The 14,576-nt window shown below is 59.5% G+C and carries 18 protein-coding genes; 8 read left to right on the forward strand and 10 right to left on the reverse strand.

Features of this window, described 5'->3' with window-relative positions; translation table 11 throughout:
• Positions 1-3: 3 nt before the first annotated feature.
• The 3 genes from RWJ89_RS27685 to RWJ89_RS27695 all read right to left on the reverse strand — a co-directional run bounded on the left by RWJ89_RS27685 (position 4) and on the right by RWJ89_RS27695 (position 1,700).
• On the reverse strand, positions 4-333 hold the full coding sequence (locus RWJ89_RS27685) for a hypothetical protein (protein ID WP_313903946.1): 330 nt from the start codon (positions 331-333) through the stop codon (positions 4-6).
• A 76-nt stretch (positions 334-409) separates the two neighbouring features.
• The gene (locus RWJ89_RS27690; protein ID WP_316031724.1) at positions 410-1,159 is read right to left on the reverse strand and encodes a ParA family protein; all 750 of its coding nucleotides are present in this window, start codon (positions 1,157-1,159) and stop codon (positions 410-412) included.
• A 142-nt stretch (positions 1,160-1,301) separates the two neighbouring features.
• Complete coding sequence (locus tag RWJ89_RS27695; RefSeq protein WP_168265333.1) at positions 1,302-1,700, reverse strand: hypothetical protein; 399 nt, start codon at positions 1,698-1,700, stop codon at positions 1,302-1,304.
• Positions 1,701-1,813: 113 nt separating this feature from the next.
• Between RWJ89_RS27695 and RWJ89_RS27700 the strand changes: the two genes are divergently transcribed.
• Genes RWJ89_RS27700 through RWJ89_RS27725 form a run of 6 tightly spaced genes read left to right on the forward strand, consistent with a single transcriptional unit; the run spans position 1,814 to position 5,028 of the window.
• Positions 1,814-2,500 (forward strand): thermonuclease family protein, encoded by a 687-nt coding sequence (locus tag RWJ89_RS27700; protein WP_316031725.1) that lies wholly within the window; start codon positions 1,814-1,816, stop codon positions 2,498-2,500.
• A 17-nt stretch (positions 2,501-2,517) separates the two neighbouring features.
• Complete coding sequence (locus tag RWJ89_RS27705) at positions 2,518-3,150, forward strand: thermonuclease family protein (protein ID WP_131604667.1); 633 nt, start codon at positions 2,518-2,520, stop codon at positions 3,148-3,150.
• A gap of 32 nt (positions 3,151-3,182) precedes the next feature.
• Entirely contained in the window at positions 3,183-3,743 is a 561-nt protein-coding gene (locus RWJ89_RS27710; protein WP_316031726.1) for a thermonuclease family protein, read from the forward strand.
• Positions 3,744-3,768: 25 nt separating this feature from the next.
• On the forward strand, positions 3,769-4,083 hold the full coding sequence (locus tag RWJ89_RS27715) for a hypothetical protein (RefSeq protein ID WP_028743929.1): 315 nt from the start codon (positions 3,769-3,771) through the stop codon (positions 4,081-4,083).
• 8 nt (positions 4,084-4,091) lie between these two features.
• Positions 4,092-4,463 (forward strand): hypothetical protein, encoded by a 372-nt coding sequence (locus RWJ89_RS27720; RefSeq protein WP_316031727.1) that lies wholly within the window; start codon positions 4,092-4,094, stop codon positions 4,461-4,463.
• Between the two features lie 19 nt (positions 4,464-4,482).
• Positions 4,483-5,028, forward strand: a complete 546-nt coding sequence (locus tag RWJ89_RS27725) for a hypothetical protein (protein WP_316031728.1) — start codon at positions 4,483-4,485, stop codon at positions 5,026-5,028.
• A 42-nt stretch (positions 5,029-5,070) separates the two neighbouring features.
• Here RWJ89_RS27725 and RWJ89_RS27730 read toward each other — a convergent pair whose 3' ends face one another.
• Positions 5,071-5,412 (reverse strand): helix-turn-helix domain-containing protein, encoded by a 342-nt coding sequence (locus RWJ89_RS27730; protein ID WP_316031729.1) that lies wholly within the window; start codon positions 5,410-5,412, stop codon positions 5,071-5,073.
• Positions 5,413-5,823: 411 nt separating this feature from the next.
• Here RWJ89_RS27730 and RWJ89_RS27735 point away from each other — a divergent pair, with 411 nt between their 5' ends.
• Entirely contained in the window at positions 5,824-6,117 is a 294-nt protein-coding gene (locus tag RWJ89_RS27735; RefSeq protein ID WP_316031730.1) for a hypothetical protein, read from the forward strand.
• Between the two features lie 9 nt (positions 6,118-6,126).
• Positions 6,127-7,515: a hypothetical protein gene (locus tag RWJ89_RS27740; protein ID WP_316031731.1), complete on the forward strand. Its 1,389-nt coding sequence runs from the start codon at positions 6,127-6,129 to the stop codon at positions 7,513-7,515.
• Positions 7,516-7,558: 43 nt separating this feature from the next.
• Here the strand turns inward: RWJ89_RS27740 and RWJ89_RS27745 are convergent, their stop codons facing one another.
• The 6 genes from RWJ89_RS27745 to RWJ89_RS27770 are packed head-to-tail and all read right to left on the reverse strand — an operon-like array spanning position 7,559 to position 14,480.
• On the reverse strand, positions 7,559-7,888 hold the full coding sequence (locus RWJ89_RS27745) for a hypothetical protein (protein ID WP_316031732.1): 330 nt from the start codon (positions 7,886-7,888) through the stop codon (positions 7,559-7,561).
• Between the two features lie 59 nt (positions 7,889-7,947).
• Positions 7,948-10,671, reverse strand: coding sequence for a type IV secretory system conjugative DNA transfer family protein (locus tag RWJ89_RS27750; RefSeq protein ID WP_316031733.1), 2,724 nt, complete (start codon positions 10,669-10,671; stop codon positions 7,948-7,950).
• Positions 10,640-11,689, reverse strand: coding sequence for a P-type DNA transfer ATPase VirB11 (virB11, locus tag RWJ89_RS27755; protein WP_316031734.1), 1,050 nt, complete (start codon positions 11,687-11,689; stop codon positions 10,640-10,642). Before virB11 ends, RWJ89_RS27750 begins: the two co-directional genes overlap by 32 nt.
• The gene (gene virB10 / locus RWJ89_RS27760; RefSeq protein WP_316031735.1) at positions 11,686-13,023 is read right to left on the reverse strand and encodes a type IV secretion system protein VirB10; all 1,338 of its coding nucleotides are present in this window, start codon (positions 13,021-13,023) and stop codon (positions 11,686-11,688) included. The genes virB11 and virB10 overlap by 4 nt, the downstream gene beginning before the upstream one ends.
• A gap of 9 nt (positions 13,024-13,032) precedes the next feature.
• Entirely contained in the window at positions 13,033-13,863 is an 831-nt protein-coding gene (locus tag RWJ89_RS27765; protein ID WP_316031736.1) for a TrbG/VirB9 family P-type conjugative transfer protein, read from the reverse strand.
• Positions 13,860-14,480 (reverse strand): virB8 family protein, encoded by a 621-nt coding sequence (locus RWJ89_RS27770; protein WP_316031737.1) that lies wholly within the window; start codon positions 14,478-14,480, stop codon positions 13,860-13,862. Before RWJ89_RS27770 ends, RWJ89_RS27765 begins: the two co-directional genes overlap by 4 nt.
• Between the last annotated feature and the right edge of the window lie 96 nt (positions 14,481-14,576).

The raw sequence follows: 14,576 nt of genomic DNA on the forward strand, positions 1-14,576 counted from the left end.
GAACTACAGCCCCCTCGCCTTCAGAGCCTCGACAATCAACCGGTGCGTCGCGGAGGACAGTTGCTCGTGGCGTTCCAACGAAACCCGGAAGATCTTCGTCAGCACATCATCATCGAGATAAAGCGAGATGCGCTTGCGTTTCGTGGCGTCCCCTGCCGCCGTGGTTCCCTTGGCGGCCAATCGCTCACGTCGTCGATTTTTGTCCGGAGTGCGGACTTCCGGTGATGTGACGCCAGGCGAGACGCTCTCACTCTGCTCTTCAGGAGCCTCATCGGGCATTAGCATTTCAAGGTCGATATTGGTCGGCATATAGGAGGTGGCGGTGTCCTCCACCTCCTTCGCCTGATCCTCTCTCGATCGGGCAAGGGCTAGAATGTTGCCGGCCGGTGTTCTTTCCCCCGCCATCTCTCTAAGCCGCCTCCGCCTGCAGGAGGCCGATGAATTCGTTGTTGATCTTCTTCACGAGATCGATCGCATCGAGCACGCTCTCGCAAGCCCGACGCTTCGCTGATGGCGTCAGCGACGGGTTGTTCTCAATGCTGGCGAGCTTGGAATAGAGCGAACCGAAGCCGGCTCCGACATCGCTGAAATGATTGCTCTTGCGGATGACCGTCTTCACCATGGGAATCTTGCCGCTGGTCAGGATTGCGTGAACTTCCGGAAGCGACCGATTGTGCTTGAGAGCGATCATGTCGACGTAATTCCAGATCGCCGCATAAGGGATCGGTCCCTGAGGCCGTTTTTTGGATATCTCTTTCAAAATGGTTGCGACCTTGATCGCTGACGTCGCGGCGGTCGGTTCCGGAATAATCGGAATGAGAACGGCGTCGCACTCGTGATAGACCTCGATCGCGCGTTGATGGACATAGCCGCCAACGTCATAGATGCGAATATCCGCCTCGGGCGCGTCGGCCAACCGGTCCCGAAACTGATCCCCGGGCGCCACTCGCAGGTGCAGCAACGTGCCGTTGGTCGGAAGCAAGCCGCGCTTCATCGAGACATTGTACCAGCGTGTCGACGACTCCTGCTCATCGCAATCGATGAGCAGCGTTCTGTGCCCTTGCTGTGCGAACTCCGCTGCAAGATTGACATTCAGGGTCGATTTTCCCGCACCACCTTTGAACGTCGAGATAGCAAGCGAAAGTGGTTTGGCTGCCATTGAATACCTCACCCTTTTCATCAAAAGTAGCCGCCGCTGCCGACTGTGTCCGATCGCAGTGGCGGCCGACCGCCTGAGAACTTGGAGACAAGGACGTTGTGGGCTACAGCACCTCGCAAACATTCCAGCGCAGCCTCCCCTTTCACGCCCGAAGTTTGGCTCGCAACTGTTCCTGCCGCCGCGCGGCAATCAGATCATCATTCAGCCTGGTGATCTCGCGCTCACGCGCCGCATCCCCCACCGGATCCCTCGCCGGCCAAAATCGCAGGATGGGCAAGAAAAGCAGCGTGAAGAAAGCGAGTGCGGCAGCTTTGAACCAGGAAGACTGGGCATACAGATCCGCTGCCCATCGCCATAGTGCCTGCGTCCATTCTGCGGGCAGAAAGGCATACGAAAACGCCAGGGCGATGCCATATGCAACGAAGGCCGCGACGAGAAGGCAGACGCCGGAGACGGCCAGAAAGTTCGCGATCAACATGAGAAACCATGCCGCCCGAAACGGGAAGACAACAACCCTGAGCGCCTTTCTTGCCGCAGACATTACCCTTCTCCATCTGCACGTTTCCAGTGTCCGACAACACATACTGCAATCCTCGGACATTTTCCAGACTTGCACTGCAGTATAATTTCGTGCATGCTCGAAACAGTCAATAGATGACGGATGCGAGCATGAACAATGGCGCTCGGCGGTTCGACCGCCTCCTCTTTTGCACCCTTCTCAATGCCTTGATCGCCCTGCCCTCTGCCGCGCGGGCCGACACGGTCTCGGATTTTGTCGGCTATTATCAGAACGCCTACGCAGAGGGCCGGGATCTGATTCCCGGCCCACAAATACCGCTGGACATCTCATCGATCGCGTCCCGACTTGATCTGCAAACGGTTAGCCCAAAGGCCGCGCTGAGCGGCAGCGCCTTTCTCGACGCCGATGGTGACGTGATCAAACTAGCCGGCGTCCAGGGTTGCCTCTCGGCCGAGCCACTGGAGTTTGCCGGAATGCCGACGACCTGTGCGATGATTTCGCTTGCCGGCATGACTGCGACGCTCGATGAGGCAAAGGCAGGTGCCGGCGACGCATTTCCTTGCCACGTTTTCGCGCAAAATCCCGGCACACCGAGCGTGCGTTTTGCCGAATGTTTTTTCGTCGAGAACGGCGCGGTTCGATCGCTCTCCGAGGCGCTCATCCGCAAGGGCTTGGCGTTCGCTGCCCGTGACCGCGCCGGTCGGCCTGTCTTCCCGGAATACCTGCAAGCCGAGGAAACCGCACGCGGTGAGCAGGCCGGAATCTGGGCAAACGGCCAGTTCACCCATCCTTACCACCCGGTCAATCCGTCGACCAATTGATGCGGATCGGGCTTCTCATGTTCATTTCCACGATCACAGCTTCCGGTGTCTATGCTGCCACGACAATCATGCCGATGCTCGCCCACGGCAATGTCGCGCGCGAACCGCATTTCTCGCCATCGGTCGTCCCTGTTCAGGCATCGCAAACCGACATTCCCTCGGCCGTTGACGCTGGTGGCGCCCAACCCGAATTCGTTCCGTTTCCGACGGAGGCACAATTCGAGACGGGCGACACCTGGATCTCTAGTGGCCGACGCTATCGGCTCTATGGCCTGCAGTCTTGTCTTCGAGGAACCAATGTCACCGTCTCAGCCGGTGTTATCAGGGACTGCGGAGAACTCGATCTGATCATGGCGCAGGCATTGATCCGGGACACGAAGCCTGTCTGCGCGACCATCAAAAATCTGGACCCGAACAACGCCGTCGTCGCATGCCAGACGACGGTCGGTCAGCATCGGTACGATCTGGCAAGCTATATGATTGCGCAAGGTTGGGGATTTGCCGCCGTCGACAGCGCGGGGCGACTGATTGTTCCAGGTTACCGGGTTGTGGAGGAATCTGCACGTTCGGCGCGCGCCGGACTCTGGGCCTATTCGGACCTACCGCATCCGGTTTCCGTTCTCCAACAACAGGCGGGGGCACAACAATGAGAGTTGCGGCTGCCTCGATACTATGGCTCGTAATGGTCCCGACGGCGTTGCTTGCGCAAAGCCGCCCGTCCGATGTGCCGCGTCAGATCTACGGCAAGGTTCAGGTCATTGATGCGACAACGTTCGAGTTCGTCAAGAGCCGACAGATCGTCCGCCTGGCTGGGTATGAAGCCCCTCGCCTTGAGCAGACCGCAACGAGCGATGGCATGGAGTGGCCCGCCGGTCAGGTTTCGCGTGCCTGGATGATCCTCCGGACACTTGGGCAGAACGTCAACTGCGCGCCAATTGGCCGCGACACCAACAAGATCCTGATCGCCCATTGCTTCGTCGGCGAAACAAATCTGGCAGCAACGGCAATTGCGGAGGGTATCGGCTACGCCTTCAATTACCGCAACGAGCCACAAGTCCCTGCCTATTTCGATATTGAGCGGAAAGCCAGGGGGCTGGGCTTTGGAGTCTGGTCGTCACCGGACCTGCTTCCCCCTTGGCTTTACACCGCATCGACTGTGGCCGCAGAGAAGTCGGACGGCCAATTACCAGAAGCCGAGACGGGCCTGCCCCTGCCTTTGCCTGTTACCCAAGCGGCTCGGTGAACTCAAAGACGTGTAAGGAGATTGAATGAATCGCATCTTTTGCTCCCTCGGTGTCGCGGCAATTCTGCTCGTCCTCGCTCCGGTCGCGAGCGGCGCGCAAGATAGCGCCACTCCTAATCTGACCGAGCAGCGTGATCCGGACTTTTGCGGCGCGGGGGGCGCCGGCTGCGATCCGGCGGAGGTGCAGCAATGGAAAGCAATTGGCAACAGGCTCGCCGATCTGTCATCGGCAGACCTTAGCCAATACGCCTACGCCTGCGTCGAGCACGCGGACTGGAAGACGGTGTGCGAGACCGATCCGGTTGCTGTCCTCAAGCGACTGGGCATCGAGGGGTATTGAGGTTCCCGATGGCTAAGCGCCCCGATACCGCGGTTATTGCTGCCGCCATCGCCCTCCTTGCTGGAACAGCGGGAGGATATGCGATCAGTGAGCTGGCGCGAACCGGTCATATCGCAGACCTGGAAAAAGAGATCGTCCGACTGAAGGAGTCGGCGCAGCAACCGTTGCCCGTGGACGCTCCGAGTGACGAAGAGGCAAGTGCTGCGATCGCGACGTCAGGCCGTTCAATCAGGATCTCGGAGTGCAAGCCGCGCGGGGCAATACCTGGCGTCACCTGTACCGGCATCATCACAACAACGTCAGGCTCCTTTGCCGGCTCGGCGCAACCGGGCGTGCTTTCCTTTGCGAGGATCGACGGTGCCTGGGCGCAAATCCAGTAGTCGATAACGGAGGCGAATTATGAGACCGTTGCTGATTTTGGTCGCAACATTGACAGGGACAGCCCTTAGCGCCCTGGCCGGCGGCGCAAAAGCCGAGGACGCCTCGTGGGGATGCCAAGTTCTGTTGTGTGCGGCATCGCAGAATCCGTCCTGGCGCGGCGTTGCCTATTGCGTTCCACCTATGACAAAGCTCATTGCCGCGATGAAGGAACCGGGATTTTCCTGGCCGATTTGCCATGACGCCAAGGCCGGCAAGCCGGGGCGAGAAAACTACGAAGATTGCCCGGCCGGAACGACGGTCGGCTATAGCTCGCAAGGCGACGGTGGCTGGCGCGGCGAGCCCGACCAGTGCATCAAAACAGTCGATGTCTGCCGATCACCGATCGAGCGCAATGCCCACACGAGACAGTCAGGTATGACGATAGAGCGCAGTTTCGGCAACGGCCATGATGGCTGCATCCAGCAAGTTGCCACGCCGCGACCGCGGCGAGCCGATCCCTATTTCTTCGATATCCCGAACGACCAAGGCGTGAAGGAAAGGTTCTGGTTTAACCTCGATCACTAAAACTAAATTCGCGCAGGCCGATCGTGCGCTACGACAGGAAAATCATGACGTGGTCTCGGGAGCTTTTTTCTTCCCTCGGTGCGCTTTCAACGCTTCCATCCGAGAGAGATCGTCTTCGGTGACCCTTAGCAAATCCTCGATAATGACGTTCCACTCGCGCTGCATCTTGTCGAGGGTCGACAGCTTGACGTCACGCATGGCACGGGTCACTTGCGACATATAGGCCTCCGACACACCAAGCTGCTCGGCCAGATCCTTGTTCGACAAACCCCGCTCGGCCTTCAATCGGCGCAGGCCGATCGCGAGCCTTTCTTGAAACGACAGCGCCTTCAATGTCGAAACGTCCACTGCGTTGCCGGACGGATCGTCTTTCACATGAGACATAGAACGCCTTCCCTGGCGGGAGATGTGCTCGATACGGCACGATGAGACGTTTCATCCCGGCGACAGAGGATGCTGCCGCAGCTGCTGGTCCGGGACTTGTTTGAAATTCTACTGCTCATCCAATGCCTGACGCCGGCTAGAGACCAAGATGACCAAGCGTAAACCCTTTGTTGCCTCTCTCTTGCATCCAACCGTTCACAACTTCGTTACACGTCTTACACTGCGACGATCACGCCCCGCAAGAGGATGTCGCAACCTCCTGGGGTCGCCGAGTCCGCTAGTTGGCGCCGTCTTCAATCGGCACGAATCCTAATGGACAAGTCCCTCCATAGATTCGAGTCCCTTGCCGCTGCTCGCTCATCACTTATACTGCAGTTATATTTTTCGAATTGAGTTCGAAGGAGACTCTCGATGACGTCGCTTAAAAAGCGTGGCTACCGATTTGACTTGCGGAGGCTATGTGTGGCGACCCTGGTTCTCGGATTTGTTTTCCTCCTCGCCTGCATCGTAATCGGAGACAGCCCCACGGTGGGTTACGCGATGATGATCCCGATCTATGCCTTCCTTTCGGCTGTGCTCGAAGGTTCGCGCATCGACAAAGGCAAGGCTTGCAACATCCGAGCTTGGGGAGAGACGATCATCGCCGCAAGCGCCGCCGCCGGTGTGGCATACCTCGGCTATCGGCTCTGGCTCCTCGGCTATTGAAGGTCTGGCATGCGGATCGTCGTTCGCAACAGTCCAGCGTATCCACTTGCCGACCTGTCCGACCGAGAGGCAACCGCGTTGCGTGCTTGGTATGGCAACGCTGCGTCCAAGGAAGATGAGGCTATTGCGCTTTCGGTCATCAAACGCGCCAAAGTGATGGACGGCTGGATTGAATGCGATTGCCTCGCCGCTGGCTTGCAGCCATTGCTCGCACCGATCCAACAGGAGCGTACATTTACGCTGCGACGACTGACCCCGAAGGAGGCGGACCCGCACCGGCATGAAGAGCGTCCAAACCATGCGCAAACGTGCCCGTTCCATGTAGACAAGGACGCTGCTCCCGCGCTGTTCGATCGCCGCTATCAGATCCGCCCGCTGCCAAAACCCGAGCGCAGCTACATCGACGCCCTTCCGGCCATTCCCAACCGTCTTGCTGATCTCTCGGTCGATAATCCCACCCGATCGAGGGAACGAAACGACCGTCCTTCCAGACTTGGCGGCATCCTGTGGCGGGTGCTGGACAGGGCGGGTACAAACGTCATACCCCCGCTGCAGGACGAGCCCGATCTTACGCTGGGAGGTCAGCTATCGAGGATACGTTCCGCCGCGAGGGGCCTCAGGGTGCTGCGGACCTGGACACTGAACGCACTGATGTCGACATGGGGTGCGGATTACTGGGACCCGGCCAGCCGTTGGCAGCGGTTGCTCTGGACCTCTCGTCCGGACTGGCCGGAGAACCTTCGACGAACCGGCTTTATGTTGGCGTTTTCGAAAAGCGTTTCGGCGCAGACGATCATGCCGGCATCGTCCTCACGCAAGATCGATGTGCTCGGTAAAGTCCGCCAGCCATTGCGTGGCGATCCCGTACTCAGAGGTCCGTTCCTGACTTTGCTGAACGTTGATTTTCAGGACGATGACGAGGGACCCGTGCGGGCGATCCAGGCCTATGCGCAACCGGTCTATAACGGCGATACGCTCTTTCCGGTGGAATCCGGATTCGAAAGAGACGTTTCGCATCTGCTGTTCTGGCTACAGCAAGCTCTCTTCGACGCCGCGCCGGATCTCCGCATCAAGATCACCAAGCCGCTATTCGCATTGGAAACTCCCATTGGTTTGTGCAGACCGGACTTCATATTGGAGGCGTCGTATCGACGATCACGGCCGGTGAACCTCATCGTCGAAGCCTTTGGGATGGAGACCGACGAATATCGGGAAGCCAAGGAAAGGACGCTGCCTCGCATGAAGCATCTCGGGCCGATCTTTGGCATTTTTCCTAAGGACCTCGCGGAGGCCGAGGCTGCAGACACCGCCAAGCGTCTACAAGACTGGGTGATCGATCAAGTTCGTCAGGCCAGTAATAACCTCTCGCCAACATCCGATGACGACATCCTGACCTGAAGATCAATTGTGGTCGCCATTTTCCGCAGCGTTTGATTGGCCTTCACCGGACAGCGCTCAGCTCGACCCTCGCGGCATCGAGGAGCGCCTGTTGGATGATCACCAGTACCTCGGGTGGGCAAGTTCCGAACATGCGCGAGACGAGGTCGTCAGCCAGTTCTGTGATCGTGGGCGTCAGCCTCGCCGACGCCGACTTGTCGATCGCATCACCATCGCCCTCCAGGTCAACTTCGGCTCCGATCGTTTGCCTTTCCATCTCGCGCTCCTTCACCATCAGCCAAAAGCCGGCGTCAGCCTTGGCGGCAGCAACAATTCGTTCGAGATGACCACTTTCTGAAATATTGCGGTGTAAGAGATGTCGGATCTCACCCATGTATTGTTCTCCCTGGCAGATGGGGACGCAGTGTTGCGTCGTCGCGGGCTACGTCGCATCTACTCAGCAAGCGCCTCGGTCCCAGATTGCTCCCGATCCTCGCCCAGCGGATCCCGCACCAAGCTAGCGAACTGGCGCAGGTAGGCTCTCGAGCTGTCCTCCGTGAGCCGATCCGACAGGCTCTCTATCAAGAGCTCGACATCCGCGTTGAGCTCGACCGGCTCAAGTGCATTCTCTTCGGCCTGCTGGAAGATCACCTCGTTCAACGCGGTAAGATCTGCCCCGAATACTTCTCTGACCTCCTGCCGCTGAAGAACAGACGCAGCAGGCCGAGGGCCGCTTTGATCCAACGGACCATTGGCCTGTTTGGCTTGAAAGCTCCGATGTGCCGGTGCCCCCGAATAGACATTGCGGCTGAGCTTCTCCTCGTCGATACCGAGATCGATGTCACTCTCGCGAGCGGCACCAGATGTTTCGGGCATGCCACGCCGTCGTGGCCTGCTCACCGTATCTCCCTTTCGCTTGGTTCCCGACTGCTTCTGCTTTTCCGCCCGCACCTCCTCCTCGGTCGAACCGGCCTCGCGCGTCTCGTCGAGATCCAGGCGATGACGGAGCTCGTCGAGCGAGGAAATGTAGACGTGGCGGACACTATCCTTGACGACGAAGCGCACGGCGTCGATGTCAGTGCCTGTCGAGGCCGGGGCCGCCGCAGCGGACTTGCTGTCGTCGATCGTCCATTCAACCGGCTCAATGCAAGGCCTTTTCGCCGGCTTGAACTTCCGCACCTTCGAAAACATCCGCTCGCCGCCGGAATCGAGCTTCATGATGCGCATCAGCGGCATGCCGGTGACCTGCAGGATCGCCTCTTCCGGCTTCATCATCATCAGCGTGTTGACGGGAAGGAGATCGACCGAGACCGGCACCTTCGAGATCGATCGCTGTCTTCGGCCATGGCGATGGGAATAGGACGATTGCTCCACCCACTCCGTCGTTTTGCCAGCAGCCATCGAGACAGCGGTCGCATCTTCTTGGTTCTGGAAATTCATGAACAGCTTGATCGTCGAAGCCCCCATCAGGATCTTTTGGCCGGAGCGCTGGTACAGCCGCTCCAATTGGGCGCCGTCCTGGAGGATGAAGACGAAGCGCACGCCATTCTTGCGGATTAGCGGGGCAAGCGTCAGGACCGTGTCGATACGACCGCCATTGCCGAACTCGTCGAGCATCATCAGCACTTCGTGCTCACGGTTGCGCAAGGGACCCATCTGCACGAGCTTGTCGGCCATCTGCTGGATGAACATCGAGATCAGTCGCTCATAGATCTGCATGGCGTTCCAGTCAGCCTGGATGTAGATGACGAGCTTACGCTTTCTGACGGTGTCGATCGGGATCGTGGTGATCGAGGTCAGCGCTTCCACCAGCGGGTTCTGCAGAAAGCTGAGCTTGGCGACGATCTCAGCCGCAATCCCCTCCCCGAGCTTTTCATGGCGCCCGGCGAATTTGGTGAGCTGCATCCGGGTCTGGTCGGAGAGAACCGGCTCATAGTTTTCCAATAGCTGGATGATCGCCTTGCGCTCGTCCGACATCGAATTGAGAATGCGATAGAGCTCGCTGAGCGACTTGCGGGTGTCGGGGCATTCGAGCACGAAGCCGAGCATAGCCGTCAGCAGGATCCTGGCACTCTCTTCCCAAAAATCGGATGAATCGGATCGCAGCCTCTCCGGCAGCAGCATCTGCGTCAGCTTCTGCAGGTCGGTGATCCGCTGGTTCGGCTCCTCACTGATCAGGTCGAGGGGATTGTAGCCGTCGGTGAACTTCGAGCCCGGAGCGAGCAGGAAAACCTCGTACCCCTTGTCCTTGAGATAACCGGAGGTCTCCTCGAACAGCTCGCCGCTCATGTCGAGGACGACCTGCGATCCCTGAAAGCTCATCATCGTCGGGATGACGAAGCCGCGTGACTTGCCCTGCCCCGGCGAACCGATCACCATGACATGCTGGTCGCCATCATTGCGCAAAAGCAGACCCTGTTTCAGCCCAAGGACGATGCCGTGCTTGTCGCGCAGCCGAAAGTCGGCGGCGTCCTTCAAGGTGGCGAGTCGTGCCTTTCCCATGATCATCCGTTGGCGTCTCTGGATTGCCGCGCCGATCGGAAATCCGACGATGGTACCGGCGGCAGCGAGACCCGCGAGTGCGGCCAGAACCGTCTGCCGGGAGGGCTTTTGATAGGCGCCGGCTGCATCGATTGCCCCGAAAGGAGCCTGATACATCGCGGCCAGATGATTGCCATAGTAGCTGGCAATCTCGGCATGCTCACCGGCCTTGGTGGCAACGAGATAAAAGGCCACGCCATAGACGATGACACCGGCATAAGCGGCGGCGAAGATGAGAGCCGTGTGCGCAAGCAGGCTGAACATCGACCGGACATGCAGGAGATAGAGGATCTTGCGCGACAGCGCCCTGCCGCCTTTCAGCATCCAAAGGCAAGCCAAGAAAAACAGGAACGGCAAGGCAAGCGCGAAGGCCAGAAGCGAAAGCCCAACCGTGTTGCGCACATGGATGATGCACCAGGTATAGTGGATCGCATCGACGAACCGCACCTGTGCGACGTAGTCGAAATAGGACGAAGACCCGAACGAGGTGATGTAAGCGTCGTAGATCAGTGTGAAGAAGGCGAGCCAGAGGATACCAACGCCGAGGAGTGCGACCGGGAAGGTGAACAGCGATGCGCGCTGCAGGCCCGTCCATTTGGGGCGGTCAATCTCGGTTTGCGTGGATACGCTTGCCATTTTCGTCCACCTCGTCGGCAAAGTAGATCTCGCTGACGCCGCGGCCGCCGGCGGCATCGCTCTTCTTCAACTGGACCACGATCGGGATAATCGAGCGGATGTATCGAATAATATCGTCGCGCTCCATGCGCACATTGCTGTTGAGTACCAGCGTCGACAGCCGGTTGAACGCGTGGTGCGGCGAGTTTGCATGGATCGTCGACATTGAACCGGGATGCCCGGTATTGATCGCATTTAGGAAGTCGAAGGCCTCGGCGCCGCGTAATTCGCCCATGAAAATCCGATCCGGTCTGAGGCGAAGCGCCGTAGCCAGCAGATCCGTCATCGTCACCCTCGCCTCTCCCTGGCTACCCTTCGAGACCAGCAGCGACACGACATTTTCTTGGCTCGGCTCCAGTTCGGCTGTGTCCTGCATGAGGATGAACCGCTCATGGTTCGGAATGGCGGTGAGCATCGTATTCAGAAAGGTCGTCTTGCCGGTGGAGGTGCCGCCCGAAATTAGCATGCTGCGGTGATTGATTGCCGCGAGCTCCAGGAAGGCTCGAACCTTACCGGCCCGCAGCAGCCGCGACAGCTCGATATCGACGTCGTCAATATAGTCGTCCCCCGTCACCTTGGTGAAGCGGAAAGCGCCAGCCTTCTCATAGTCGGTCAAATCAAAACGGCGGATGAACTGCTTGCGGATGGAGAAGGCATGGCCGGTTGCCGACGTCGGGTTCAGCACGAACTGCACGCGCTCGCCATTGACGAGCGTCGCCGACAGGAGCGGATGTTGGGCATTGACGGTTTGCTTGGTGAACGAGGCGGCGCGCGCGGCCATATGGCGGATTGATTCCTGGTCGAGGTCGTCGACTTGCTGCCTCACCATGCTGAGTTGGCCGATACGCTCCAGCCAGATCTCATTGCTGCGCTGGCAGGAGATCTCGACCACGCCGGGATCGTCGAGGAACGGCCGGATCGGCTCGATCGCCTCAGATAGAAAGTGCTGCTCAGCAGAAATTGCTGGACGTGCATTCATTTGCCAAGCTTCCTTCTGCGCAGTCTCTCAAACTCTTCGCGGACCGGATCCGGATAAAGCCCGGCGAAGTCGAGGTCGCGTGTTACGAAGACATTGATGTCGGAGCCTTGCGGGATATGAATCGTCGGCCGGATATTGCGGCTGTCCTGGAAGGCTTCTGACGCCAGCTGCTGGATGCCGGAGGCAATCGTCTCGGCAGCAATTTCGCGGGCACGATCCTGTGACGTGCTTCCATTATCCTGAGGAATGCTGGTCACCGTTCCATCCGTATTGACGATCGTGATATTGCGGTCTTGCTTCTGGCCGAGCTGGGCGATGTACTGAGTGGCGCCACCAATCAGCGTCATCATCGCCGGCGGCCCGAACCGTTCCCAATACTTGCGGTCGACGACACCCGTCATGCCCGAGCGCCCGAGCCGGTCGGTGCCATAAGAGCCGAGCTGCACCGAAACGCCGTCTCCGCGGATCATCCGTGTCCAGACGATCAGGATCCGTTCCTGCCCCCGCTCGACGCCGGATTTATAGTCACCGATCAGTGACGACCCCGCCGGAATGAGGATGCGACGGCCGTCGAAAGAATAGACGTCTTCGCGTACGATCCCCTTCACCATGCCGGCGAGGTCTGAATTGATCGCCGTCTCCAGCGTGCCGCGGATCATCGTGCCCTGCGGGATCCAGGCGTCCGTGCGGCGGTTCTCGGCTGCCACCGAAACGTCCACACCCTGCCCGCCCATCGCCTTCAGGAAAGCTCGATCATTATCGACCGCGACGCCGCCGTTTGACGCTGCTGCCGTTTGCGCGCTGGACGGATCGCCGGCGCCGAACAGTCCGGAACCGGTGGCGTCAGTCGAGGCCCGTGCCGCGCCGTTTCTCTGATCCGATTGATCGAAGACCATGGCGGAAGAGCGAACACGCTCCAGCAGCTTGGCTTGGCGTGCGAGCTCGACGCATCGGGGGTTGTCTGGGTTCTTGCCTCTGGCGCAGTCGACCTCTGCCGGTGGCAAAACGGGAGCAGCCGCCGGAACGACGGGCGCTGGCGGCGGAGGAGGGGGTGGCGGCGGCGCTTCCGGAACGACGACCGTCGGCAAAGGAGGCGGGGCCGGCGTTCTGAACCCTTCATTCCTGGGTGTCTGGACCGGACGGAACTCCTCACGCGGCGTCGTGTCGATCGCCGGCTGTTGCTCGCCACCGGCAAGCAGAAAGTAAAGGACGCCGCCGACACCAACGATGGCCGCGATAACCGCGATCGGCCGCATGAGACCGACGCCGCTCCGCCGGACCGGACCGCCAATGGCGCTGTCGGTGTCGAGCGAATGATAGTTGGGATCCGACACGGCGCCTTCCTAATGTTGAGCTTGTTGCGGGAAACCGCCCGCACCAATCCGCTTTGGCGCAACCGCACCTTCAATCGGCGCCGGAATATCGGCGGGAACAGTTCGCAGATTGAACAGGCACGTCTCGTCCTCGGTGCCATAGCGTAGCGACCACTGCCGCGAGACGGTATCGATGACGATATAATCGGCCTCGCGACGGTAGTTCACGAGGCTCTCGCGGCGTTTGCGGTCGACGATGAAGATCGCCGGGATGTCGCCGGTGAATTTCATGAAGGTCTTCAGGCCGTCGTCAAACACCCAGAGCGGCTTTGCCGCATCGCTTCCCTTGAAGCCATAGTCGTAGTTGACCTTGTCGCGGCGGATGTTCTTGAGGTTCGGATTGCCGGCAGCATCCTGCGCCTGCTTCCAGAGTTCGGCCGTCCCCTTCAGCCCGGCATCTTCGGGATAGGTGAACTGCAACTTGAAGGTCTGGTTCTGGATCGCCTTGCTGTCGTTGACCCGCAGATCGAAGGAGTAGGTCCGCCGGGTGGTCACGACGGAGAGATTGGTCGAAGCGTCCTTTTCCATTGGCTTCAAGGTCAGGGAACGCCGGTCGGCCGAGGTGAGGATCTGCCAGGAGACGGTGTCGCCGGCAACGACCTGGGTGATCTCTTCGTCCGTGCCGAAGAGGATCGTCGTCACCATCCCGTAGGTGCCTGTCACCAGGAAAACCTGTTCAGCCGAATAGGGTAGCGAGCGCACCCGAGGATCGAGCCTTCCTGGACGTGCAACCAGTTCGGCATGCCCGACCGTGGTCCCCAGCAGCAGTAAGAATGAGAGCGCCGCCATCCGTTTCATCATTGGGCAGGCCCCGACGGCATGGTTTCCGGAACCCTTGCATACTCGGTGACGACAAAGCCCAACGGATTGTACAGACGAACCCGGTTGCTGGCGGGAAGATTGATCTGCCGGTAGCGCACCGTGGCAGACCAGCGACTGACGACGTCGCCACCGCGTTGGCGTTCCCGCGTCTCAAATCGGACGGCCATGGTCGAGGCATTGAGAGGATTGACCGAGAGGATTTCGGGCCGGATGTCGCCAGTGGCACCCAGCGTCTTCACCGGCCCTCGTGGATTGCTTGGGTTCATCCACGCCTCATACTCCTTGAAGGCCTCGGAGTTCGGTTCCGACCAGAGCGCGATCATGTCGAAGTTGTCCGAGAGATAGCGCGGATCGTAGGTCTCGCGACGGATGACGTAATTGCCGACGAATGAGGCTCGAACAGCCTGTATTTCCGAGACGCTCGACCGATCCTTGTCGAGCGTGGTCACCGTCTCCATGTAGCCGGTGTTCTTGTCCACGATCAGGGGCACCACCTCGGTGCGGACAAGCGGGAAGAGCTGCGCCACCGAAAACGAAAGTATCCCGGCGATGGCCCAGCCAGCCACCGCGAACACGAGCAGGATGAGACCGATCAAGGTCCGAAGCGAGCGGTTCTTTTCGCCCCAGGACAGGTGCCGATCGTAGATTTCCTGCGGTCCGGGAACATGGTCAGTCGGCGCAGGTCTTATCTG

This window comes from Rhizobium sp. 10PS4 (genome assembly GCF_032464805.1).
Taxonomy (GTDB): domain Bacteria; phylum Pseudomonadota; class Alphaproteobacteria; order Rhizobiales; family Rhizobiaceae; genus Rhizobium; species Rhizobium laguerreae.

Excerpts from the sequence above, each read along its gene's own strand:
- RWJ89_RS27690 (WP_316031724.1), bottom strand. The coding sequence starts at position 1,159 with ATGGCAGCCAAACCACTTTCGCTTGCTATCTCGACGTTCAAAGGTGGT.
- RWJ89_RS27695 (WP_168265333.1), bottom strand. The coding sequence starts at position 1,700 with ATGTCTGCGGCAAGAAAGGCGCTCAGGGTTGTTGTCTTCCCGTTTCGG.
- RWJ89_RS27700 (WP_316031725.1), top strand. The coding sequence starts at position 1,814 with ATGACGGATGCGAGCATGAACAATGGCGCTCGGCGGTTCGACCGCCTC.
- RWJ89_RS27705 (WP_131604667.1), top strand. The coding sequence starts at position 2,518 with ATGTTCATTTCCACGATCACAGCTTCCGGTGTCTATGCTGCCACGACA.
- RWJ89_RS27710 (WP_316031726.1), top strand. The coding sequence starts at position 3,183 with ATGGTCCCGACGGCGTTGCTTGCGCAAAGCCGCCCGTCCGATGTGCCG.
- RWJ89_RS27715 (WP_028743929.1), top strand. The coding sequence starts at position 3,769 with ATGAATCGCATCTTTTGCTCCCTCGGTGTCGCGGCAATTCTGCTCGTC.
- RWJ89_RS27720 (WP_316031727.1), top strand. The coding sequence starts at position 4,092 with ATGGCTAAGCGCCCCGATACCGCGGTTATTGCTGCCGCCATCGCCCTC.
- RWJ89_RS27725 (WP_316031728.1), top strand. The coding sequence starts at position 4,483 with ATGAGACCGTTGCTGATTTTGGTCGCAACATTGACAGGGACAGCCCTT.
- RWJ89_RS27730 (WP_316031729.1), bottom strand. The coding sequence starts at position 5,412 with ATGTCTCATGTGAAAGACGATCCGTCCGGCAACGCAGTGGACGTTTCG.
- RWJ89_RS27735 (WP_316031730.1), top strand. The coding sequence starts at position 5,824 with ATGACGTCGCTTAAAAAGCGTGGCTACCGATTTGACTTGCGGAGGCTA.
- RWJ89_RS27740 (WP_316031731.1), top strand. The coding sequence starts at position 6,127 with ATGCGGATCGTCGTTCGCAACAGTCCAGCGTATCCACTTGCCGACCTG.
- RWJ89_RS27745 (WP_316031732.1), bottom strand. The coding sequence starts at position 7,888 with ATGGGTGAGATCCGACATCTCTTACACCGCAATATTTCAGAAAGTGGT.
- RWJ89_RS27750 (WP_316031733.1), bottom strand. The coding sequence starts at position 10,671 with ATGGCAAGCGTATCCACGCAAACCGAGATTGACCGCCCCAAATGGACG.
- virB11 (WP_316031734.1), bottom strand. The coding sequence starts at position 11,689 with ATGAATGCACGTCCAGCAATTTCTGCTGAGCAGCACTTTCTATCTGAG.
- RWJ89_RS27765 (WP_316031736.1), bottom strand. The coding sequence starts at position 13,863 with ATGATGAAACGGATGGCGGCGCTCTCATTCTTACTGCTGCTGGGGACC.